The 21,833-nt window shown below is 67.1% G+C and carries 17 protein-coding genes and 1 tRNA gene; 5 read left to right on the top strand and 13 right to left on the bottom strand.

The genetic code is table 11. The features are described 5' to 3' along the window. Positions 1-170 precede the first annotated feature (170 nt). The 5 genes from SOM10_RS14130 to SOM10_RS14150 form a co-directional block, all read right to left on the bottom strand. Positions 171-941, bottom strand: a complete 771-nt coding sequence (locus SOM10_RS14130; protein WP_320490623.1) for an SDR family oxidoreductase — start codon at positions 939-941, stop codon at positions 171-173. Between the two features lie 46 nt (positions 942-987). Next, the gene (locus SOM10_RS14135; protein ID WP_320490625.1) at positions 988-3,237 is read right to left on the bottom strand and encodes a glycoside hydrolase family 3 C-terminal domain-containing protein; all 2,250 of its coding nucleotides are present in this window, start codon (positions 3,235-3,237) and stop codon (positions 988-990) included. Next, positions 3,234-5,732, bottom strand: coding sequence for an alpha-L-rhamnosidase (locus SOM10_RS14140; RefSeq protein WP_320490626.1), 2,499 nt, complete (start codon positions 5,730-5,732; stop codon positions 3,234-3,236). Before SOM10_RS14140 ends, SOM10_RS14135 begins: the two co-directional genes overlap by 4 nt. 62 nt (positions 5,733-5,794) lie before the next feature. Next, positions 5,795-7,087: an MFS transporter gene (locus tag SOM10_RS14145; protein ID WP_230108985.1), complete on the bottom strand. Its 1,293-nt coding sequence runs from the start codon at positions 7,085-7,087 to the stop codon at positions 5,795-5,797. A 240-nt stretch (positions 7,088-7,327) separates the two neighbouring features. Further along, complete coding sequence (locus tag SOM10_RS14150) at positions 7,328-8,329, bottom strand: LacI family DNA-binding transcriptional regulator (RefSeq protein ID WP_230108984.1); 1,002 nt, start codon at positions 8,327-8,329, stop codon at positions 7,328-7,330. A gap of 169 nt (positions 8,330-8,498) precedes the next feature. Here SOM10_RS14150 and SOM10_RS14155 point away from each other — a divergent pair, with 169 nt between their 5' ends. The 3 genes from SOM10_RS14155 to SOM10_RS14165 are packed head-to-tail and all read left to right on the top strand — an operon-like array spanning position 8,499 to position 10,295. Next, positions 8,499-9,095 (top strand): sugar O-acetyltransferase, encoded by a 597-nt coding sequence (locus tag SOM10_RS14155; protein WP_320490632.1) that lies wholly within the window; start codon positions 8,499-8,501, stop codon positions 9,093-9,095. After that, complete coding sequence (locus tag SOM10_RS14160) at positions 9,085-9,714, top strand: TetR/AcrR family transcriptional regulator (RefSeq protein ID WP_320490634.1); 630 nt, start codon at positions 9,085-9,087, stop codon at positions 9,712-9,714. The genes SOM10_RS14155 and SOM10_RS14160 overlap by 11 nt, the downstream gene beginning before the upstream one ends. Continuing rightward, positions 9,711-10,295, top strand: coding sequence for a DUF1349 domain-containing protein (locus tag SOM10_RS14165; protein ID WP_320490636.1), 585 nt, complete (start codon positions 9,711-9,713; stop codon positions 10,293-10,295). The genes SOM10_RS14160 and SOM10_RS14165 overlap by 4 nt, the downstream gene beginning before the upstream one ends. Positions 10,296-10,516: 221 nt before the next feature. Here the strand turns inward: SOM10_RS14165 and SOM10_RS14170 are convergent. Further along, positions 10,517-10,607 (bottom strand) — tRNA-Ser (locus SOM10_RS14170). Between the two features lie 57 nt (positions 10,608-10,664). After that, on the bottom strand, positions 10,665-11,711 hold the full coding sequence (locus tag SOM10_RS14175) for a hypothetical protein (RefSeq protein ID WP_320490638.1): 1,047 nt from the start codon (positions 11,709-11,711) through the stop codon (positions 10,665-10,667). 127 nt (positions 11,712-11,838) lie between these two features. Here SOM10_RS14175 and SOM10_RS14180 point away from each other — a divergent pair, with 127 nt between their 5' ends. Further along, positions 11,839-12,615, top strand: coding sequence for a hypothetical protein (locus tag SOM10_RS14180; RefSeq protein ID WP_320490639.1), 777 nt, complete (start codon positions 11,839-11,841; stop codon positions 12,613-12,615). 333 nt (positions 12,616-12,948) lie between these two features. On the opposite strand, the gene cydC is transcribed toward SOM10_RS14180, so the two are convergent. The 5 genes from cydC to SOM10_RS14205 all read right to left on the bottom strand — a co-directional run bounded on the left by cydC (position 12,949) and on the right by SOM10_RS14205 (position 19,619). Beyond that, complete coding sequence (gene cydC / locus SOM10_RS14185) at positions 12,949-14,622, bottom strand: thiol reductant ABC exporter subunit CydC (RefSeq protein WP_320490641.1); 1,674 nt, start codon at positions 14,620-14,622, stop codon at positions 12,949-12,951. After that, entirely contained in the window at positions 14,619-16,286 is a 1,668-nt protein-coding gene (gene cydD, locus SOM10_RS14190; protein WP_320490643.1) for a thiol reductant ABC exporter subunit CydD, read from the bottom strand. The genes cydC and cydD overlap by 4 nt, the downstream gene beginning before the upstream one ends. A gap of 106 nt (positions 16,287-16,392) precedes the next feature. After that, the gene (gene cydB, locus SOM10_RS14195; protein ID WP_072591877.1) at positions 16,393-17,415 is read right to left on the bottom strand and encodes a cytochrome d ubiquinol oxidase subunit II; all 1,023 of its coding nucleotides are present in this window, start codon (positions 17,413-17,415) and stop codon (positions 16,393-16,395) included. Positions 17,416-17,429: 14 nt separating this feature from the next. Then, positions 17,430-18,845 carry a cytochrome ubiquinol oxidase subunit I gene (locus SOM10_RS14200; RefSeq protein WP_320490645.1) on the bottom strand — a complete coding sequence of 472 codons (1,416 nt, stop codon included), beginning with the start codon at positions 18,843-18,845 and terminating at the stop codon, positions 17,430-17,432. 93 nt (positions 18,846-18,938) lie between these two features. Next, positions 18,939-19,619: an ArsR family transcriptional regulator gene (locus SOM10_RS14205; protein WP_053097728.1), complete on the bottom strand. Its 681-nt coding sequence runs from the start codon at positions 19,617-19,619 to the stop codon at positions 18,939-18,941. Between the two features lie 100 nt (positions 19,620-19,719). Between SOM10_RS14205 and radA the strand changes: the two genes are divergently transcribed. Continuing rightward, a complete protein-coding gene (gene radA / locus SOM10_RS14210; protein ID WP_053097729.1) occupies positions 19,720-21,087 on the top strand; it encodes a DNA repair protein RadA in 1,368 nt (455 codons plus the stop codon). Between the two features lie 276 nt (positions 21,088-21,363). On the opposite strand, the gene SOM10_RS14215 is transcribed toward radA, so the two are convergent. After that, on the bottom strand, positions 21,364-21,774 hold the full coding sequence (locus tag SOM10_RS14215; protein ID WP_053097730.1) for a hypothetical protein: 411 nt from the start codon (positions 21,772-21,774) through the stop codon (positions 21,364-21,366). Positions 21,775-21,833 lie beyond the last annotated feature (59 nt).

A 21,833-nucleotide genomic window follows, 5' to 3' on the forward strand; every position in this document is an offset into this window, starting at 1 on the left:
CCGCTGACGGCCAGAGAACAGGCAGTCGTGGACTCCAGACCCGACGCCGGACTGTCCTGCCCGCGCATTCTGGGGATCACGATCGACCGGCCATCCGCCGACGAGGCACTCGCGACAGGCAGGTCCCGCTTTCTCGTCGCTACCACGGCGCCTCTCGAGCCATGACCGCCCTACATGTGTGCGCCGCCGTCGATGCGAACTTCGGTTCCAGTGATGAAGGCACCGTCGTCAGAGATCAGGGTTGCGATGATCCCCGCGACGTTATCCGGCGTCCCCTGAGAGCCGTTGCCGAGGCGAGCCTGGAGGTTGGTGAACAGAGACCAGTCGGTGTCGGCCGGAAGGTTCTGGGCGGTGGTGCTGGTGATTCCGCTTGTGATACCTCCGGGGACGACGCTGATCGCCCGCAGCCCCTGCTTTGCGTACTCGAGAGCGATGGAGTGCGTGAACGCTGCGATGGCGCCCTTTGACGCGGAGTACGCGGCCATGTACGGGTGGGCGAAGAACGCGGACGTCGAGGCGAAGTTGATGATGACGCCTCCCGGGTTCGCAGTCAGACTCGGCAACGCTTCTCGTGTGACAAGGAACGTCCCGGTGAGGTTGACGTTGATGATCTTGTTCCACCGCTCCAGGGTGACCTCATGGGTGTGGTCTCCGAAGAGGATGCCGGCGGCGTTCACCAGCGCGTCGACTGACCCGAACTCGGCGAGAGCCGCGGCAACAGCCGTCTTCACCGACTCCTCATCGGCGATGTCGACGCGGTGGGTGAACAGGCGGTCCCGGTGTTCTGCAGGCACGCTTTCCACGAGAGCGGTGAGCGTGTCGTCGTTGAGATCGAGAGCGGCGACGCGGGCACCTTCGTCGAGAAGACGCAGCGCCGTGCCGCGTCCGATTCCGGAGGCGGCACCGGTGACGATGATGGACTTGCTGTCGAGGCGGGACATGATGATTCCGTTCAATCGAGATCGGTGATGGTCGTTGCTTGCGCGGTCATGCGTTCGCGGGTTCGTCCGTGCTGAGGGCCATGAGCTGCTCCAGCATCTCGAGCGGGAACGCCCCGTTGGTGAATGTGAGGAACTGCTGCATCGGCATCGACTCGACCATCTTCAGCGCGTCAAGATTCTGCTCCGCCTGCTGCGCCTGCTCCTCGGTCATGCCGTCGGCCATTCCCGCCATGAGGGCGGGTCCGACGACCGGGTGGGCGAACCAGTCTCCGACAGTCGAGTCCATCGTGAGGGCGCGGATGATGACGTCTCCCTCCAACGTGACGGAGCGCTCCGCAACGATGCTGGATACGTTCTCCCCGACCTGGATGCGGTACTCCCCCGCCGGCACGACCCAGTCCCCCACTTCGATGTCCCAGTAGGCGAACGCGCGTCGACCGAGCGTGAGTTCGACGGTCTCCGTGTCGCCCGGCGCCAGGCTGATCTTTGCGAAGGAGCGCAGCTCCCGCGCGGGACGGCGGATCGGCCCGGTATCGGTGGCCACATACAACTGCACCACGTGCTTGCCGGTCCTCGCGCCGGTGTTCGTGACGGTCACACAGACGGTCGTGGTGTCCGGGCCAGTCTGTTCAACCTCCAGTCCGGTCGTGACGAATGTCGTGTAGGAGAGTCCGTGCCCGAACGGGTACCGCACCGGGGTACCCGAAGTCTCATAGTGCCGATACCCGACCATCACGCCCTCGCCGTAGCGGACGTGTCCCTGCTCACCGGGGAAGTTGTTCCAGCTGGGGTTGTCCTCCAGACGCAGAGGAATCGTCTCCGCGAGATGACCGGACGGATTCACCACGCCGAACAGCACGTCTGCGATGGCCGATCCCCCGGCCTGTCCGAGCAGCCATCCTTCGACGATGGCATCGACGTCGTCGTGCCATCCTTCGAGGGACACCACCCCACCGTTGGACAGGACCACCACGGTGCGCGGAGCGACCGCTGCGACCGCTTTGATGACGTCGATCTGGGCGGCGGGAAGCTGCAGGGTTTCGCGGTCGAACCCTTCCGATTCCTCACGGTCGCTCAGGCCCGCGAACACGATGGCGATATCTGCACGTTCAGCGGTTGATGCTGCCTCTGCGCGGCGAGCGTTCGCGTCACCATCGTCTGCGAGAAGGAACCCGGTGGCGTACTCAACGGTGGCGCCGCGCTCGAGCGCATGGTCGCGGATGGTGTCCAACGCCGCGTCGGTACGTGCGGCGTTGATGTGCGAGCTGCCACCTCCCTGGAATCGCGGGTCAGTCGCGAACGAGCCGATCACCGCAATCCGCGAAACAGCGGCGACAGGCAGGGCGTTGGCTTCGTTCTTCAGGAGCACGATGGAATCTGCAGCCAGCGTTCGCGCCAGGGCGTGATGGGCGTCCATGTCCACGACCCCGCGCGACTTCTGGTGGCGCGTGGTAAGAGCGAGCACCCGACGGACCGACTCGTCGACGAGCCCCTCGTCCAGACTCCCGTCGCGCACGGCGTCGACGATCTCCTGGTCTGTGCCGCCACCGTTGCCGGGCATCTCCAGATCCATGCCCGCGGCGACGCCCGCGACGCGGTTGCTGACTGCGCCCCAGTCAGAGACGACGGCGCCTTGGAATCCCCATTCGGTGCGGAGCACGTCGGTGAGCAGCCACCGGTTCTGAGACGCGTACACGCCGTTGATCTTGTTGTACGAGGCCATCACCGTCGCGGGGGCGGCTTCGGTGACGACCCGCTCGAACGCGGGAAGGTAGATCTCACGAAGGGTGCGCTCGTCGACATCGGCGCTGATCCGCATCCGCTCGTGCTCCTGGTTGTTCGCGGCGAAGTGCTTCACGGAAGCGCCCGGGCCCACGTCCTGCATGGCGTTCACGTGAGCTGTCGCCAGTACGCCGGAGAGCAGGGGGTCCTCCGAGTAGTACTCGAAGTTGCGCCCGCATAGCGGAGACCGCTTGATGTTCACGCCAGGGCCGAGGACGACCCCGATCCCGAACGCGAGACCCTCGCGCCCGACCGCTGCCCCGACCTGCGCGGCGATCTGGGGATCCCAGCTGGATCCCACGGCCACCGCCGGCGGGAAGCAGGTGGAGGGCAGGGCGTCATTGATTCCGAGGTGGTCGGATTCGGCGTCCTGGCGACGGATGCCGTGCGGCCCATCGGTCAGCACAATGGATGGGATTCCCGCCTCCGGGATGGGCTGCGAGGACCAGAAGTCCTGCCCGGAGAGGAGAGAGGCCTTCTGCTCGAGGGTGAGAGTGCTGATGTCGACAGTCATGCGGGAAGTCCATTCGAGGAGGTGATCAGTGACGCTTCGATCTCGGAGCGGAACTCCGCGGATGCGCCGGGGACATAGTCCAGGAGGGTGCTGATGGGCAGTGCTGCAGCTTCCGGGGCTTTGGCATCCAGCGGGATGCCCGGGTAGTGGCGGGCGAACACGTCGGTGAATGCACGCCACGCCCTGGCGTCATCGGCGACTTCACGCAACGTCGAGGCCAACGACAGCGCGACACCGGCGGCATCCTCAACGATCTGGTACTCCCAGTGGTGCTCCCCCGCAGCGATGGGTGCGGTCAGCCCTTCCGGGTGCCAGGGAAGGACCACATCACCGGTTGTGCCCTCCGGAATCGTCACGTCCACGGTGACCAGGTCAGCGTTCTTCGCCCAGGCCACTGAGATGTCGCCGTATCGGGTGGTGTGACGCAACCGTGCAGAGGTGAGCTCTCCGCCGGGCTGCGGTGCGATCCTCACGGCGCGGTATCCCGGTTCGGTGGCGGTGAGGCCTCCGATGGTGCGGTGCATCCAGTCGACCACAGCGCCCAGAGCGTAGTGATTGAGGGAGGTCATGCCGCTGGGGTTGACGCTGCCGTCGGGTCGGATGGAGTCCCAGCGCTCCCAGATCGTGGTCGCACCCATCGTCACCGGATAGAGGAAGGACGGGGCGCTGGTCTCCAGGAGCAGCAGGTACGCCTCGTCCAGGTGGCCGGTGGCGGTGAGGGCGTCGGTGACGAGCGGGGTCCCCGCGAAGCCCGTGGAGATCCGGTACCCGGCACGGGCGACTATCTTCGCGAGCTGGTCTCCGGCGTGCGCCATCTGGTCCGCGCTGAGCAGATCGAACGTGATGGCGAGGGCGTACGCTGTGGCGCTCTCGTTGACCACACGACCCGTCGCCGTGACGTATTCGTTGAGGAACGCGGTCCGGACGCGTGCGGCCAGCGAGGTGAACTCCGCGTGGTCATCGGCGCGTCCGAGGACCTGGGCCGTGTCCGCCATCTCGCGGGTCGTGCGATACAGGTACGCGGCCGCAACGAGGTGTCGGTCCGTCTTGCCCCCCGCAGGGTTGTCGGCGGGAGCATCCGGGTCTAGCCAATCCCCATATTGGAAGCCCGTACTCCACAACCCGTTGTCGTCAAGAAGGTCGGCGACCTGACGGATGAAGGTCGTCATGGATTCATACGCATCGGCGAGGATAGTCTCGTCCCCGTACTCGCGGTACAGAGTCCAGGGCAAGCTCACCGCGACGTCACTCCACAGGGCCGTCGGAGATGACGGCGTGGACAGCACGTCGGGCACCACCCACGGAACGAACCCCTTCTCTTGCTGCTCGACCGCGAGGTCTTTCAGCCAAGACCCCAGCACCCCGCGGACGTCGTACAGGAACGCCGCTGTCGGTGCGAACGCGTTGATGTCGCCCGTCCAGCCCAGCCGTTCGTCGCGCTGGGGGCAGTCCGTGGGCACTCCGACGAAGTTGTCACGCATCGACCAGACAGCGTTGGAATGCAGTTGATTCAGCAGCGGGTTCGACGTCTCCAACCAGCCCGTTCGCGTCATATCGGAGTGGACGACCACGGCGCGCACACTGTCGGCCGTGAGCTCGCCGGGCCAGCCGTCGAGCTGCAGGTAGCGGAATCCGTGGAAGGTGAACCGGGGTTCCCATTCTTCGATACCGTCTCCGCGGAGCGTGTAGGAGTCGGTGGCTTTCGCCGTGCGCAAGGTCTCGAAGTCGGCCTCACCGTCGAAGAGGACTTCCGCGTGACGCAGTGTGATGGTGGAGCCCGTCGTACCCTCGACCTTCAGGCGCACCCAACCGGAGATGTTCTGTCCGAAATCCACCACCGTGCGTCCCTGGGGCGTCGTCAGGATCTCGACAGGCGCGAGCTCCTCGATGCGACGAATCGGTTCCGCGGCGGGCGAGACCAGCGATTCCACAGGCCAGTCGAACTCTTCCGTGGCCCCCCACTCGCTGTCATCGAATCCGGGAAGATCCCATCCGACGGGTTCCAGGCGCGCATCGAACGCCTCACCGTCGTAGATGCTGTTCTCTCGCACGCCGCCCGCGTGGGAGGTGAACTCCGAGTCCGTGCGGATGACCTCGACAGAGCCGTCCGGGTATTCAAGCTCGAGCTGCAACCACAGTGCGGGACGATCGGCGTAGTGATTCCGACGGTCCTCCCACCCCAGGCGCCCCAGAGCCCACCCCTCGCCCAAGACGGCTCCGAGAGCGTTCGCACCGGCCCGGATCTGATCGGTGACTGTGTGAGTACTGACCACCAGCCGGTGCCGGTAGGACGTCCAGCCCGGCGCGAGAACCTCATCGCCGACAACCGCCCCGTTCAGGTGAGGCTCCACGAGCCCGAGCGCAGTCACGTGCAGAGTCGCCCGGATGGGCTGCTCGCTGACGTGGAACTCGCGACGAAGATAGGACGCGGGTTCATCCGTGACACCGGTGGTTGAGGCGGGGGTGATGAACGCGGCGGTCCAAGCTGTGGTCATGATCGGGACTCTCTTGGGTAACGAGGCGCGGGTCTGGTCAAGAAGGCGGAGCGGTCTCGGTGCTACTTCACGCCGCGAATGCGGAGGACAACGATTCCTCCGGCAATGGTGAAAGCAGCGGCGACGATGTAGAGCAGGAGGTAGTTCTTCTCGCCTGCTGCCGTAACGCCGATCGCGAGGAAGATGGGCGCGACGAGCGGAGCGACGGCCTGCGGGAGGGAGGTCGCGAAGCCGATGATGCTCATGAAGCGGCCGGTGTCCGTCTCTCGTGACGGAAGAACGTCGAGAATCAGCGCTTGGTCAACGGCGGCGAATGCCCCGATACCCACCGAGCACAGCAGCGAGCCTGCCATCAGCCCCACAACGTCCGTCGACAGCGCCATCACGATGGCACCCGCACCGAAGAGGATGCCTGCGGTAGTGACGAAGACGCGTCGACGACGCAGCTTGTCTGACAGGAAGCCGCCACCCACCGCGCCGATGGTGGTCGCCCCGATTCCCAGCAGCGAGAGGATGGCGAGTGTCGGTGCCACCTCAGTGACGTCCACGCCAAGGCGCTGGGCGAAGAAGAACGCAGTGAATGTCGTGTTGAGGGTCAGGCCGAAGTAGAACAGGAAGCGCCCCAGCCACGCCCACGCGTAGTCCTGATGCTTGCGAGGGTTGAACAGGAACTTGCTCAGCAGGGTGCCGATGTGCAGGCGCGGCTGGCGAGCCATGGTGCGGCTGTCGCTCTCCCGGATGAAGAGCACGAAGAGCAGGACGAACACGAGCCCGATGAAGCCAGGGATGAGGAAGAGCAGGATGTTCTGGGTGGCAAACCCGCCTGCGACTACAACACCGACGACGGGGGCGACCTGGGTGGCGAATCCTGTGAGGCCGGCGACCTTTCCTCGTTGCTGTTCGGGGAGGTTGTCCGCCATGGAGAACAGCAGGTTGTTGAGGACCTGGCCCCACCCGATCTGAGCCAACACCCATCCTGCGCCCAGCAGCAGGACGCTCGGAGCGGTCGCCATCACCAGCAACGACACCATGCCGAGGATCGCGCCGCCAATCATGTAGGGGCGGCGACGGCCGAGGCGGCTACGAGTCCGGTCGCTTGCGATCCCCAGGAACGGGGAGGAGATCATGGCCGCGAATGCGCCAGCCCCTGTGATGTAGGCGAGGAACTCCTGGTTGTTTGGAGCGAGCTCAGCGATCCGGATCGACAGGGAGATCGCCAGCGGCGTGATGAAGGCCACGAATACGCCGAACTGGGCGAGAACCATGAACCAGATGTACTTGGCACCGACCGGGGCAAGTTCGGCAACCGGCGGAATCTCAACGTTGAAGGTGTTCAGGTCTGCGGCGGGTGGCATGGGTGCCGCCTGAGCGGAGGCAAGAACGAGGGGCTCCGTGGAGGGGCGATCAGCTGGCTGATTCATGAAGACTCCGTTGTCTGTGCGGCAAGCTCGACCGCGTCTGGGTAAACGCGTTACTTGCACGCGCTAGTGATGGCTAGACGCTACTACGATTCACTAGCGCGTGCAAGTGATCCGGGTCCACTCGTGCGTCGCGCGACCGCACCGCGGCTTTGGAGGTGAGAGACCCTCCGAACGTCAGCCCTGGCCGACAGTGGACGCGCGGGCGATGAGAGTCGCCGTGAACTCCGGTCCCGCAGTCGGCGGCGCCGTCTCGTCGATTGCACTCAATGCGAGAGCCGCCATGTAGCGCCCCAGTCCGGCCGTATCGACGCGAATGGTGGACAACTGCGGGTGAATCATTGAAGCAGTGGGGGTATCGTCGTGCCCGATGACCGCCAGGTCCTGCGGCACCGCCATTCCCGCGCGCAGCGCCGCACCAACGACGGTGGCGGCGACATCGTCGTTGTACCCCGCCACCGCGGTCACTCCTTCTTCCCGCCATGAGCGCACCAGATCGCCGATATCGGGATCCAGATGGTCTATGTCTGCGCGCCTGAGCGGCTGCAGCGATAGGCGATTGGCAGCCTCTGTTGCGCTACGAAACCGGCTCTCTACCAGATCGGCGAGGCGTGGATCTCGCAACCCGGCAAAGAGAATCTGCCGGTGACCCTCGTCAGCGAGATGCGTGATCTGCAGCCTCGGCCCCTCCTCGACCCAGCGCTGTTCGGCGGCCACTGTCGCCGGATTGGGAACGATGCGCGAGATGTCTGCAGCGCGAATGCCGCCGATCTGCTCGTCTGTCAGTGGCTGCAGGGACATCACCACGTCTGGTTGCAGCACCTCCCACAGAGGACGTGCCGCCCCCGTGGGATGGGGCGTGTAGGTGATCAGCGCGTACCCGGCCTCGTCGAGCGCAAGAGATGCCTCTTCGATATTGCGTCTAAGGCTGAAGTCCATCGGCCAGTCCGGCAAGACCAGGAGAACAAGTTGAGATCGGCCACTCGCGAGAGCGCGAGCGGCCGTGTGGGGCCGGTATCCCAGCCTCTTCGCCTCGGCAAGCACGCGCTGCCGCGTCACCTCCGGAATCGTCTGCCCTGGGGTGTCGTTGAGCACGAAACCCACGGTGGCGCGCGAAAGCCCCACAGACTTTGCGACATCCGCCGCTGTCGTCCTGCGCTCCTTGCGCTGTACTGCCACGATGCCTCCCGCTGTGCGCCTGCGCGCGCTAGCTCTGAACCTAGCAAACCAAGGCGAGTTGCCAAGGCAGCTCTTTCATAGTCAACAAGTGTGTGATCGCTATACGGCCCAGCGTCGCCTGAGCACGAAAGATGCGGACGATCGTACGCATTATGGTTACTCTTGGCCCATGAGCAACTACTTCACGGGGGATGGCCGCACGCATCGGGAGCGGATGCTCGCCGGCGATCTCTACATTTTCGATGACCCCGAACTCATCACCCGATCCGAACGGGCCAGCCGCCTCGCAGACCTGTACTTTCGCCAAACAATCTCCGGTGATTCCGCGGCTCGAGTTTCTCTCGCAGACCTGATCGGCTATCTCGGCGAGGGAGTGTCGATCCGCCCTCCACTCCACGTCGATTTCGGCGACCACATCTCAATCGGTGCGCGCACCTTCGTGAACTTCAACCTGACAGCCCTCGATGTTGCTCAGATCACGATCGGCGCAGACTGCCAGATCGGGCCGAACGTGCAGCTGCTGACACCGACGCACCCTATCGATCCAGCGATGCGTCGAGACAAGCTCGAGGCCGCCCAGCCGATCATCATCGGCGACAATGTGTGGCTCGGCGGAGGAGTCATCGTATGCCCCGGGGTGACAATCGGCGAGAACACCGTCATCGGTGCCGGGTCCGTAGTCACGCGGCACATTCCGTCGAACGTCGTCGCCGTTGGCAACCCAGCCAGAGTGATCAAGCAGATCGGCTCGCCCGATGACCACTGAGACCGGAACCCGATACGGGCGACGGAACGACCCGGATCGTCGAGATCGGATCGTGGCCGCCTGCCTGGATGTCATCGCCGAGTCCGGTATCGCTGGCACCTCCCATCGCCGCATCGCTGAGGCCGCCAAAGTGCCACTCGGATCCATGACCTACTACTTCACTGGGATCGACGAGTTGCTACATGAAGCACTCACTTGCTTCGCCAGCGAGATTAGTGAGCGTTTCGAACAACGGATGACCTCAGCGACGGACGCAGAGTCCGCCCGCGAAGCCGTCATCGAGATCATTCTCGGAGACGTCTTCCGGAGTACACGCGAGCTTGTCATCTCGCACGAGATCTACACGCTCGCCGCCCGCGACCCCGGCTACCGCGTCATCACCACTGAATGGATGAAGCGCAGCCGAACTGCGCTCGAGCGGCACTTCGATCCCGAGACTGCACGCATCGTGGATGCGCTCATCGAGGGGCTATCGATACACCGTTCTCTTGACGATCACCCCCGGGAAGCAACGGAGGTCGTTCGCGCCGTTACGCGGGTCCTGACCTCAGCTCAACCGACCGTGGCCGCGTCCCTGGTGAACACTCGGACCCGCTCGGACGATAAGGAAGGCAGATGATGACTGACATCGACTGGAGAACAGGAACCTGGACGACGCCGCCCGTCAGGCAAGAGATACGGCCTGACGGGCTCTTCGTCACGGCGCACGAAGGCAGCGACGCCTGGCGCATCACCTCGTATGGTTTCATCCATGACAGCGAGCATGCTCTCCTCAGGACCTTTCCTCCGGAGAGCGCCATCGAGGTCACGTTCCGGTCAGACTTCTCCGCCCAGTTCGATCAGGCCGGCCTCTTCATCCGCGCCGACGCGGAAACCTGGATCAAGTCCGGAATCGAGCGCAGCGACGATGTAGACAGCCTTGGGGCAGTGGCCACGCGCGGCTCGTCGGACTGGTCACTCGCCCCCGTGGCGGAGTGGCATGGACGTCTGGTCACCATCCGCGCAAGCCGCTCAGGCGACGCGGTCACGCTGCGCGCTCGCGTCGACGAGGAACCCTGGCGACTGGTCCGCGTCACACCTCTCGACCCGGACGCGGTCGTATCGGCTGGGCCATTCTGCTGCGCGCCCACGCGAAGCGGCCTGACGGTCCAATTCACCTCATGGCGCGCCACGGACCCCGATGAGAGCCTGCACCCTTAGCCGTGAAAGCTCGCCTGGCTGTCTTGCCGCCGCGATGCCCTGTATCCCTCTCGCCCTGCAGGGCGATTCAAGACGTAACGACTGGACCACCGCCCCGCTCAGCCAAGTACCGGCGACAACCTGAGTCAGCGCCCGTTACTGCTGCGTTACCGCGACCGTCGCTCCAGACAGAACGAAGGCCCCGCATCCCAGTGTTTGCAAGGGAGTCGGGGCCTTCGTGGTGGCGGTGACGGTGGGATTTGAACCCACGGTAGGGGGTTACCCTACACAACTTTTCGAGAGTTGCACCTTCGGCCGCTCGGACACGTCACCGCGGACTAGCTTACGACAACCCGCGCCACGGCGCGAATCGAGTGGGTCAGCACCGGATCACCAGGCGGCGGCGACCTCCGCGTGCGTGCGCAGGATGCCGTCGGTCGTCCCCTCGGGGGCCCGGCCGATGCCGCACTCCGTCGCGACGCCGAACTGCGGAGCGAAGCGCTGGGCCACGGCGATGCGCCGCTCCGCTCCCTCCGCGCCGTCTTCCCGGTGCACGAGCCCCAGGTACAGCTCACCGTCGTACGCGAGGTCGGCGAGGGGCGCGAAGTACGCCTCGTCATCGCGTTCGATCGGCACGGGCAGGTGCAGCCAGGTCAGCGTGCGGACCGATGCGGCGATCACGGCGTTCGCGTAGCGGACGAGGTTCGCCGCATCCGTCGGCTCGAAGAAGTGCTTCTCGGCGACGTCTCCGTAGCAGAGGTGCACTCCGACCTCGACGTCGGCCGGCACGGCGTCGATCAGTGCCGCGAGGCGCGAGACGAGACCGGGCAACGGGTCGCCCTCCCACCACACGTCCATGACCCGCCCGAACGCCGGCGCGGCCTCGATGATCCCCATCTCGCTCGCCACGTCCCACTGGATCGCGAGGTCGTCATGCGGGATCGCCGCGAGGATGCTGTCGACCTCGCGCCGCAGCGCGGCGGTGTAGACCGGATCGATGGCGGCGCGGTCATCGCCGAAGAAGAACGACGAGACGACCGCGACCGTCGTCGGAAGTGAGACCTGGAAGCGGGTCGCGGCAGGTACGACGCCCTTGTCACGCAGGCGCGAGAAGATCGCATACGACTCGATCGCGGCATCCGCATATCCCAGCGGCGGGAGCTGGATGCTCGCCGCGTCCACCCCGTCGGCGATGCGCAGCGGTCGAGCGTCGATGCCGGCCCTGAACGGGATGGGCTCGTCGCCGATGCGCTCGATGCCGTCGGCCTCGCCGAGCACGTCGGGCTGGAACATGATCCAGTGGAATCGCTTGCCGACCTCACCGTCGGGGATGCGGCGGAGTCGCGGACCCAGCAGTTCGGCGGCGGTGCGCATCGTGGTCTCGGCGTCGTCGAAGTTCACACTGCCCACGAGGAGGGCACCCTGCGGGTGAGTCATGCATCCAGGTTATCGGCGCGTGTTTTCTCCGGCAGCCTCTCGGACGAACGCCGCGCCTCCAAGTTAGGCTGTCCTAAAGGCATCCGTCGCAGGGTGCGCCGCGGAGTCGAGGCACGGAGGGGACGCAATGGGCTTCATCACATCGGAGGCGCTGGCAGAGACCGGCTACGTCGTGCTCGATGACCACGATCAGGCGTCCGATCCCGCGGAGTGGCTCGATCTCGAGTACATCGGCTGGCGCTCGTCGGGCGTCACCCGCTTCGCCCCGCTCGCCAGCTACGCCGGCGCGATCGAATGCAACGGCTTCTGGAACCAGACCCCTCCCCGCACCGACAAGGACGGCGTGTGGGTCGAGTCGCAGGTCGCGATCGCCCCGACCCTGCAGCGACGCGCCCTCGAGCCGGGCGCCGGAGTCGGCCGCTGCCGCGTCATCGAACTGCAGCCCAACGACTACGCGGATGCCGTCTACAACCTGCACCAGGACGACAACAACCGCCTCAACGAAGACGGCACCGGCTGGGTCGTGCGCGGCTACTACAACCTGTCCGATGACACGGATTCGCTGCTTCTCCTGCGCTCCGACCGCTTCGACCCGGCGACCGAGATCCGCCTGCCGTTGCGCGAGGGATCCCGCATCATCGTCGACACCCAGCGCTTCTGGCACGCGGTCTGGCACCGCGGCACGACCCCGCGGTACGCCCTCATCACCTCGTGGACGTCGGGTCCCGAGCTCGACGCCTACATCGAGGCGAACCACGGCGACCCGCACCCGGCGACCGTCGACCTCGACCCGCAGCTCGTCGACGACGCACAGGTCGAACTCCACCGTCGCATCGAAGAGCGCCGCCGCGTCTTCGAGGCGCAGGGCATCGTGATGGAACCGCGCGCCGACCTCAGCGTCTGACCTCCGCGCTTCCTCGGTCGGGCATGATGACGGAGCCCCGCCCCGATAGGTCCGGCATCTGACCTCGGCCGGGCTGGCGTCCGTCTGCAGGACCGATGCACGTATGCAGGACCAGAACGCGGTTCTGAACCGACATCGGTGCTTCCGTCCTGCACACGGTCGCCGACACGACACCGGGCGGGCCTGTCATTCCCGAACCCCGGCACGACGTCGGACTCCACCCCCGACACACCGAACGGACGAACGGATGCCAGGGCACGCCGCCCTAGACGTCCGACACTGTGCCCGGGGGTAGCGGCGAGAAGACGCCCCAGGACGCCGACAGCCGCCGGACTACTCCGCGACCGTGCGCCCATCCTCCAACCGCACGACCCGGTCGACGGTGCCCGCGGGCGGGGCGACGTGCGAGATCAGCAGCACCGACTGCTCCCCCGCCGCGTGCAGCAGGTCGCGCAGCAGCGCATCGGATGCATCGGGGTCGACGCCCGCGGTCGGCTCGTCGAGCACCAGCACCGGGAAGCCCCTGAGCAGCGCGCGAGCCAGAGCGATCCGCTGCGCCTGCCCGCCGGACACGAGTCCGCCGCGGTCGCCGACCCGCGCATCCAGTCCGCCCCGCTCGCGCACCCAGGCGCCGAGGCCGACGCGGTCGAGCACCGTGAGCAGCTCATCGTCGGTCGCGGAGTCTCGGGCGAACAGCAGGTTCTGGCGGATGTCTTCGTCGAACAGCTGTGGACTCTGCTCGCACAGCCCGATCGTGCGTCGCAACGCGGGACCGGAGAGTTCCGCCGCATTCATGCCTCCGACGGAATACTCCCCCTCGATCCGCAGGAACCCCACGAGCGCGGCAGCGAGCGAGCTCTTGCCCGCCCCGCTCGGACCGGCCACCAGCACACGCTCTCCCGGACGCAGGTCCAGGTCGACTCCTCGGAGCGCCGGCGTCCCCCCGGGCCACCACGCGCGCACATCACGGAGTCGCAGCGCGGGAACTCCGACGATCGTCACATCCTCGCCGTCGTCCGACCTCAGCTCGGCCGGCATCTCCGCCGGCAGCACGTCGACGATGCGCTCGGCACTCGAACGCACGCTGCGCCAGGATGCCGCGGCGATCGGCACGGCGCCGAAGACCTCGAACACGACCATGGGAACGAGCACGGCCACGGCGAGCCAGGGTCCGTCGATCGCCCCGGTCGTCAGCCCGGGAGCCGCGACAGCCAGCGCCCAGACCGACGCCGCGCCCGCGACCGCTGACACGACGCCGGCCGCGATCGCCTGCGCCAGGGATGCCGTGCTCACGGCGCGGCGCAGCTCGGCATCCGCCTGCCGCACCCGCTCGCGGGCCTGCGGCTCGGCTCCATAGGCGAGCAGCACATCGAGCGTGCCGAAGTAGTCGGTCAGCGCGGCGGAGAGGTCGCCGCGACGGCGGGAGACGGCGGCCTCGGCCCGAGAGCCGAACACCCACCCCAGTCCGATCGCCGCAGCGGCCGCTACCACGAGGCATGCGGAGAGAGTGAGTGCGGCCGGCAGCGACACGAACGCCAGGAATCCGACGGCGCCGAGGGCGACGAGCCCCGAGACTGCGAGCGGCTGCACAACCCGCAGCGGCAGGTTCTGCAGGTTCTCGACATCGTCGACGAGGGCCGAGAGCACGCGACCGTGGTCGGTTCGTCCGAGTCCGGCAGGCGACAGCGGAGTGAGGCGCCGCACCATGTCGGCGCGTGTCGAGGCGAGCTGACGCAGCGCCGCATCGTGGCCGCTCAGCCGTTCCAGATACCGGGTCACCGCACGAGACACCGCGAAGAACCTCACCCCGACCACCGCGATCGACAGCGGCACGAGAGAGTCGACGATCGATGCGCTGACGATCAGCCAGCCGCTCACCGCGAGCAGGCTCACCGCGGCGCCCGCCGACAGGAAACCCCAGATCGCGCCGGGGAGGAAGCGACGCATCGGCGGCTGCGCGAGACGCAGGATGCCGCGCACACGCGCGGCGGAGCTGGCGCCGCTCACACGCCCACCCCCAGTTCGACGACCTGATCGGCCACGTCCCGTGCCGACCGGCGGTGCGAGACGAGCAGCACCGTCGCCCCGGCATCCGCCCTCGCACGCAGTGAGTTCCACAGACGCTGCTCGGTCTCCGGGTCCAAGGCACTGGACGGTTCATCGAGCGCCAGCACGGCGTCGGGGCGCTGCGCCTGGCGATACAGCGCCCGCGCGACCGCGACCCGCTGCGCCTGTCCGCCCGAGAGCCCGCTGCCCTGCACACCCAGCTCGAGCGCAGGGTCGAGGTCGTTCGCGCACGCCTCATCCAGGGCACGGCGGATGCCGTCGGCATCCGGTGCCGGATCCCCCAGCGCCACATTCGCGGCGATCGTGCCGCGACTCAGCTGAGGGCGCTGTCCGCTCCAGGCCAGCCACTCCGACGGCGCGCGACCTCGCACATCGACTCCGGCGACCGCAGCCGAACCTTCGAACTCGACGGCACCGCGCAGAGCCGCGAGCAGACTCGACTTGCCTGCGCCGCTCGGCCCCTCGATCAGCGTGATGGTTCCCGGCTCGGCTGTGAAGGAGACCGGCGGCAGATCGCGCACGCGCAGACCGGAGACGACGAGGTCTCGCGCGTCGCCCGTTCGCAATTCAGCATGAACACGGCCAAAACCAGCGCTCAGCTCTTCTCCCGACACCGTGCCACGGTTCCGTGCTGAATTGTGAACGCCGACCTCCCGAGCCCCGGCCGCGTCGAGCACCTCGAACACATCCTCGGTCGCCGCAACCCCCTCGGCTGCCGCATGGAACTGCACTCCGACCTGGCGGATCGGCAGGAACGCCTCGGGCGCGAGCAGCAGCACGAACAGTCCGACCTCGAGCGACAGGTCGCCCGAGAGCAGCCGGAATCCGACCGCCACCGCGATCAGAGCCACCGCGATCGAAGCCAGCAACTCCATCGAGAAGCCCGACAGGAACGAGAACCGCAGCACCTTCATGGTCTCGCGACGGTACTCGTCGGCCGTGTGCTCGATCTGCGCGGCGGCCCGGCGCTCGCGCCCGAACAGACGCAGCGTCGAGAGCCCCTGCACGGTGTCGGCGAACCGTGCCGCGAGTCGCTGCAGCGTCTGCCACTGCGTGCGCTGCACCGTGCGGGTCGCGATGCCGATGAGGATCAGGAACAACGGGATCAGCGGCAGCGTGATGAGCGCCGTCAGTCCACTCGGCCAGTCCTGCCACCACATGACCGCGAGAAGCACCGGCGTCGCGATGACGGTGAGCACGAGCTGCGGGATGTACCGGGCGAAGTACGCGTCGAGCGCCTCCAGCCCGTGCCCTGCGGTGACGGCGAGGCCAGCCTGATTGCGCTGCGCGAGCCATCCGGGCCCCAAGCGGCCGACGGCGGCGATCAGAGCGGCACGCAGCTGCATGCCCGTCTTCGCCGCGGCGCGGGTCCCGGCGGCATCCGAGGCCGCGATCAGCACGCCCCGCAGGGCCGCGAGTCCGAGCAGCCAGAGCAGGGATGCCGTGACATCGCGCCCGGCGAGCGCGCCGGTGACGGCGTCCGTCAGCATCCACGCGAACGCGATGGTCACCGCGGTCTGCACGACCCCGATCGCGCCGGAGAGCAGCAGGAATCCGCGGGCGGCGCTCGCATACCGCAGCAGCCGGATGTCGACCGGCTTCACCGCGCCACCCGCTCAGCCGTGGTCAGACAGGTCACTCCGGTCGCAGTTCGTGCCGCTCCCCGATCAGAGAGGCGGCGCGAACTGCGACCGGAGCAGAAGTCGTGTCTCACGCGTGCGCCGGAGCCCCCTCGATCGAGCTGCGGGTGACGCGCTTGCGGAAGATCCAGTACGTCCAGGTCTGGTACGCGAGCACCAGCGGCAGGGCGATCAGGGCGGTCCAGCTCATGATCGTCAGCGTATACGGCGTGCTCGAGGCGTTCTCGATCGTGAGGCTGAAGGCCGGGTCGATCGTCGACGGCATCACGTAGGGGAACAGCGCCGCGAACAGCATCACGACAGCGGATGCCACGGTGACGGCGCCCGCCGTGAAGGCCCGTCCGTCACGTCCGCGCATCGAGAAGAGCACCGACGCGATCAGGGCGAGCGCCGCGACGAGCCCGCATCCGATGACCATCAGCATGAGCGGAGACTCGCGATCCCAGGCGATTCCGATCGTCCAGAGCACGGTGCCAGCGGCGGCGAGCACCGTCGGGCCGGCGGCGAGCTTGACCAGACGACGAGCGTCTGAGTGCACCTGTCCGTCGGTCTTGAGCGAGACGAACAGCACGCCGTGCAGGAAGAACAGCAGCAGCGTCGTGACGCCGACGAGCAGCGAATAGGGGTTCAGCAGTGCGAAGAACCCGCCCACGTAGATGTGGTTCTCGTCGATCGCCACGCCCTGCACGATGTTGCCGAACGCGACACCCCACAGCAGCGCGGGCACGGCCGAGCCGATCACGATCATCCGGTCGAAGCCGCGCTTCCACTGAGCGCCCTCACGCTGGTGCCGGTACTCGAACGACACCCCGCGCAGGATCAGCGCGAGCAGGATCAGCAGCAGCGGCAGGTAGAACCCGCTGAACAGTGTCGCGTACCACTCGGGGAACGACGCGAACAGGCAGGCGCCGGCGACGATCACCCAGGTCTCGTTGAGATCCCAGATGGGGCCGATCGTGTTGATGACCTGGCGACGCGAGACGTCGTTCTTGCCGAGGAACGGCAGCGACATGCCCACGCCGAAGTCGAACCCGTCGAGCACGAAGTAGCCGACGAAGAGGAAGGCGACGATCCAGAACCACATGTATTCCATGACTGATCCCTTTCTCAGTACACGACGGACGGCAGCTGGGCCGTCTCCTCGTGGGGCTGCTCTTCGGTGTCCGGACCCTTCTGGGCCGCACGGATGATGAGGCGGATCTCGACCACGGCGAGCGCGGCGTAGATCGCGGTGAAGGCGATCAGCGAGATCAGCACCTCGACGCCGCTGACGCCCGGCGAGACGCCGTCCTGCGTGGTCATGAGTCCGAAGACGATCCAGGGCTGCCTGCCCATCTCGGTGAAGACCCAGCCCATGATGTTGGCGACGAGCGCGAGCGGGAACGACCAGATCGCGAGCTTCCACATCCACGGCGCCGGCGGGTTCTTGGCGCTCTTGCGGGTGACCCAGAGGCCGACCACGGCGACGAGGGCGGCGGCCATGCCGAGGCCGATCATCCAGCGGAACGCCCAGTACGTGACCCAGAGGATCGGAGCGAACTCGGTGAGTCCGGTGTCGGCGAAGGTGGTGGCGTACTCGGCGTTGAGGTCGTTGATGCCGTGCACGCACGCGTCGAACGTGTGGGTCGACAGCAGCGACAGCAGGTACGGCACGCGGATCGAGAACAGCTCGGAGCTGCCGTCGGGGGTGCCCAGCGTGAAGAGGCTGAAGGAGGCATCCGGGCCGCACACCGTGTTGAAGGTCGCCTCGGCGGCTGCCATCTTCATCGGCTGAGCGGCATACATCGCGAGGCCCAGCTGGTCACCCGTGAGCACGACCCCGGCGGTCGAGAAGATCATCGCCCACAGGCCGAACTTCAGCGAGATGCGCATGGTGTCGAAGTGCTGTCCGCGTGCCAGGTGCCAGGCCGAGACCGAGATCACGACGCCGGCGGCGAACATCAGCGCGCCGAAGATGGTGTGCGGGAAGGCGGCGAGCGCGACCGGGTTGGTCAGCAGCGCCCAGAAGTCGGTGAGCTCGGCGCGGTTCGTCTCGGGGTTGAAGACGTACCCGACCGGGTTCTGCATGAAGGCGTTCGCGGCGATGATGAAGTAGGCCGACAGGATGCTGCCGATCGAGACGCACCAGATCGTGGCGAGATGCAGCTTCTGCGGCAGCTTGTCCCATCCGAAGATCCAGAGGCCGATGAACGTGGCCTCGAAGAAGAAGGCGAGCAGCCCCTCGAACGCGAGCGGAGCGCCGAAGACGTCGCCGACGAAGCGCGAGTAGTCCGACCAGTTCATGCCGAACTGGAACTCCTGCACGATGCCCGTCACGACGCCCATGGCGAAGTTGATGAGGAAGATCTTGCCGAAGAACCGGGTGAGGTGCAGGTACTGCACCTTGCCGGTGCGCACCCACGCGGTCTGGAAGATCGCGGCGACGAGCGCCATGCCGATCGTCAGCGGCACGAACAGGTAGTGATAGACGGTCGTGAGACCGAACTGCCATCGAGACAGGACCAGCGGGTCCAACCATTCCATGAGCCACTCCTTCTTCCGCGCCCTGGGTGCCACGCTAACGACGGGCCTGCCGCCCCCGATGGGCCGCCGACCGTGAATAAGGCAGATGCGCGCCTAGGCGGCGGACATCTCCGTCAGACGCAGCTGCACGGTGCAGTCCGCCGGCAGGGCGGAGGTGCGAACGGCCTCGGCGGCGAGCGGCCCACCGGCTTCGGTGAGCACCCCCTGCATGAGGCCGAGGTGCACGGAGCACAGCATCGGACGGTCTTCGGCGCGACCCGCGGCATGCGGGCACGGGCTGAGATCGACGGTGAGCTGCTCGTCATCGACGACGGGCTCGAAGCCGCTCTCCTCCAAGTGTTCGATCAGGGCGTCCAGCTGGTAGGTCGCATCGCGACCGAGAGAGGATGCCGACGCAGGCAGGACCCGACGCAGCAGATCGCCGCGGACGGCGGCCGCCTTCGCCTTGTCGCGGGCGATGGGACTCGAGGCATCCGCTGCACCGGTCACTGCGCTGTACAGCGTGCGCGGACGGCCGCGAGTGGTGCGGCGCTCACTGGCCTGGATGACGTAGCCGCCTTCGATGAGGCGCTGCAGGTGCTCGCGGACCGTGTTGGGATGCAGGCCGGTGGCCTCGCACAGCTCGCCGATCGTGCGCTCCCCGCGGGTCCGCACGGGTCCGCCGTCGTGCTCGGCGTCGCCATCGATGCGGGGGCCGCCTTCGAACAGCGCGTGCAGGATCTGCACTCGCGAGAAGGTCGAGATCGGCCCGCAGACGGGCCCGCCGTTGGCCATGGATCCAGTATCCCGCGGGGGCTCGGCGCCATGGGGTGGTTCGGCCGTGAATAATGCCCCAGGCGATAGGGATGTCTGATCTCGGCGATAGCCTGGCTGCATGGCCACCCGAAAACCCGCTCCTCCTGCGTACGTCTGCACCGAATGCGGGTGGACGACCGCCAAGTGGGTGGGTCGCTGCGCCGAGTGCCAGCAGTGGGGAACGGTACAGGAGCAGGGCACCCAGACGGGCATCCTGAGCCGGATCACGCCGCTCGCGCCGACCGCGGCGAAGGCCGCGCGACCGATCACGCAGATCACCACCGAAGACGCCCCACGTCGCACGAGCGGGGTCGGCGAGTTCGACCGCGTGCTCGGCGGGGGCATCGTTCCCGGCGCGGCGATCCTGCTCAGCGGAGAACCAGGTGTGGGCAAGTCGACGCTGCTGCTCGAGGTCGCCGCTCAAGCCGCCCGCTCCGGCCGTCGGGTGCTCTATGCGAGCGCCGAGGAGTCTCCGGCACAGGTGCGCCTGCGCGCCGAGCGCACAGGCGCGCTGCACGACGAGCTCTACCTGGCGAGCGAGACCGACCTCGCGACGATCCTCGGCCACATCGACGAGGTCGCCCCGCAGCTCGTGATCGTCGACTCGGTGCAGACCGTGTCGTCGTCGCTCATCGACGGCGCGGCCGGTCAGCCGAGCCAGGTCCGAGAAGTGGCGGCCACGCTGATCCGCGTCGCGAAGGACCGCGGGCTGCCCGTCATCCTCGTCGGGCACGTGACGAAAGACGGAACCGTCGCCGGGCCGCGCGTGCTCGAGCATCTCGTCGACGTCGTCTGCCACTTCGAGGGCGACCGTCAGACGTCGCTGCGTTTCATCCGCGCGCTGAAGAATCGCTTCGGTCCGACCGACGAGGTCGGCTGCTTCGAGATGACGGGTGCGGGCATCTCCGAGGTGCCCGACCCGTCCGGTCTCTTCCTCTCACAGGGTGCCACCGAGCCGGGAACCTGCGTCGCGATCTCGCTCGAGGGCCGCAGGGCGCTGCCGGTCGAGGTGCAGGCGCTGACGATCACCACCACCGCGCCGAATCCCCGTCGAGTGGTGCACGGACTCGATTCGTCGCGTGTCGCGATGGTGCTCGCGATCCTCGAACGCCGCGCCGGCATCAAGACGAGCAACCTCGACGTCTACGTCTCGACCGTCGGCGGGGTGCGTTTCACCGAGCCTGCGGCCGACCTCGCGATCGCGATCGCCGTGGCGGGGTCGATCCAGCAGATCTCGGTGCCTCGCACGGTCGCCGCCGTCGGAGAGCTCAGCCTCGCCGGCGAGATCCGCCCCGTCACCCAGTCGGCGCAGCGTCGGTCCGAGGCGTCGCGGCTCGGCTACGACCAGGTGGTCGACGACCGCTCGAAGACGCTGCGTGCGGCGCTCAACGACGTGCGTGCGCGGAACACGAGCAGGCGCAGCGAAGCCGACATCCCGCCGTTCTGAGCCCGCGGCGATGAGCGCCTGTCCCGCGCTCATCCGGGCCGAACACCGTCAAGCGGGGCCACTTCCGCACCGCGCCGTCAAGCGGGGCCACTTCCGCACCGCGCCGTCAAGCGGGGCCACTTCCGCACCGCACCGTCAAGCGGGGCCACTTCCGCACCCCAAACGGGCGATCGGGATGCGAAAGTGACCCCGCAGAGATCACCCGATGCGAAAGTGACCCGGCACGGGCCGCGGGGCCTGCGCCGGTCGCGAGAGCACGCGAGCTCGCACCGCTACTCAGGCGTCGAGGGCCTTGAGCAGCTCCTCGGGCGAGGCCTGCATCGGGTGCGGTCCCGCGATGTCGAGGAACACCGTGGTGATCGGGTGCGCGCCGAGGAACTTCCGCAGCCACTCAGCGCTGTAGATGCCGACCCCTGGCGGGAGGTTCGCCGGCTTGTTCTTGGCATCGCTGAACAGCAGCAGCGCCAGATCGCCCGAGTTGGGGTCGCGATAGGTCCAGACCTCGCCACTGTCGAGAGGATTGTCGCGGGCGCCGGGCTTCACGAGCGGCACGACGGTGGTGCCGTGGCGCAGTGCGAGAGCGACCGCCGCGATGTCCTGCTTCTCCAACGCCTGGGCGAGGGCATCCGACCGGAAATCCTCAGGTGCGGGCTTGCTCTTCGCGGATTTCGACTTCTTCGCTGCCATGCATCCAGCATATTCAGCGGATGCCGCAGCGCGGTCCGAAACCGAGCCGGGAGAAGAAA

Source organism: Microbacterium sp. CFBP9023, from assembly GCF_034045055.1.
In the GTDB taxonomy this organism is placed as follows: Bacteria; Actinomycetota; Actinomycetes; order Actinomycetales; family Microbacteriaceae; genus Microbacterium.

What these genes read in the sequence shown, in the direction of transcription:
- SOM10_RS14205 (WP_053097728.1), bottom strand. Translation starts at nt 19,619, where the DNA reads ATGGCCAACGGCGGGCCCGTCTGCGGGCCGATCTCGACCTTCTCGCGA.
- SOM10_RS14130 (WP_320490623.1), bottom strand. Translation starts at nt 941, where the DNA reads ATGTCCCGCCTCGACAGCAAGTCCATCATCGTCACCGGTGCCGCCTCC.
- SOM10_RS14140 (WP_320490626.1), bottom strand. Translation starts at nt 5,732, where the DNA reads ATGACCACAGCTTGGACCGCCGCGTTCATCACCCCCGCCTCAACCACC.
- SOM10_RS14135 (WP_320490625.1), bottom strand. Translation starts at nt 3,237, where the DNA reads ATGACTGTCGACATCAGCACTCTCACCCTCGAGCAGAAGGCCTCTCTC.
- SOM10_RS14145 (WP_230108985.1), bottom strand. Translation starts at nt 7,087, where the DNA reads ATGCCACCCGCCGCAGACCTGAACACCTTCAACGTTGAGATTCCGCCG.
- radA (WP_053097729.1), top strand. Translation starts at nt 19,720, where the DNA reads ATGGCCACCCGAAAACCCGCTCCTCCTGCGTACGTCTGCACCGAATGC.
- SOM10_RS14200 (WP_320490645.1), bottom strand. Translation starts at nt 18,845, where the DNA reads ATGGAATGGTTGGACCCGCTGGTCCTGTCTCGATGGCAGTTCGGTCTC.
- SOM10_RS14180 (WP_320490639.1), top strand. Translation starts at nt 11,839, where the DNA reads ATGGGCTTCATCACATCGGAGGCGCTGGCAGAGACCGGCTACGTCGTG.
- SOM10_RS14155 (WP_320490632.1), top strand. Translation starts at nt 8,499, where the DNA reads ATGAGCAACTACTTCACGGGGGATGGCCGCACGCATCGGGAGCGGATG.
- SOM10_RS14215 (WP_053097730.1), bottom strand. Translation starts at nt 21,774, where the DNA reads ATGGCAGCGAAGAAGTCGAAATCCGCGAAGAGCAAGCCCGCACCTGAG.
- SOM10_RS14160 (WP_320490634.1), top strand. Translation starts at nt 9,085, where the DNA reads ATGACCACTGAGACCGGAACCCGATACGGGCGACGGAACGACCCGGAT.
- cydB (WP_072591877.1), bottom strand. Translation starts at nt 17,415, where the DNA reads ATGGAATACATGTGGTTCTGGATCGTCGCCTTCCTCTTCGTCGGCTAC.
- SOM10_RS14175 (WP_320490638.1), bottom strand. Translation starts at nt 11,711, where the DNA reads ATGACTCACCCGCAGGGTGCCCTCCTCGTGGGCAGTGTGAACTTCGAC.
- SOM10_RS14165 (WP_320490636.1), top strand. Translation starts at nt 9,711, where the DNA reads ATGATGACTGACATCGACTGGAGAACAGGAACCTGGACGACGCCGCCC.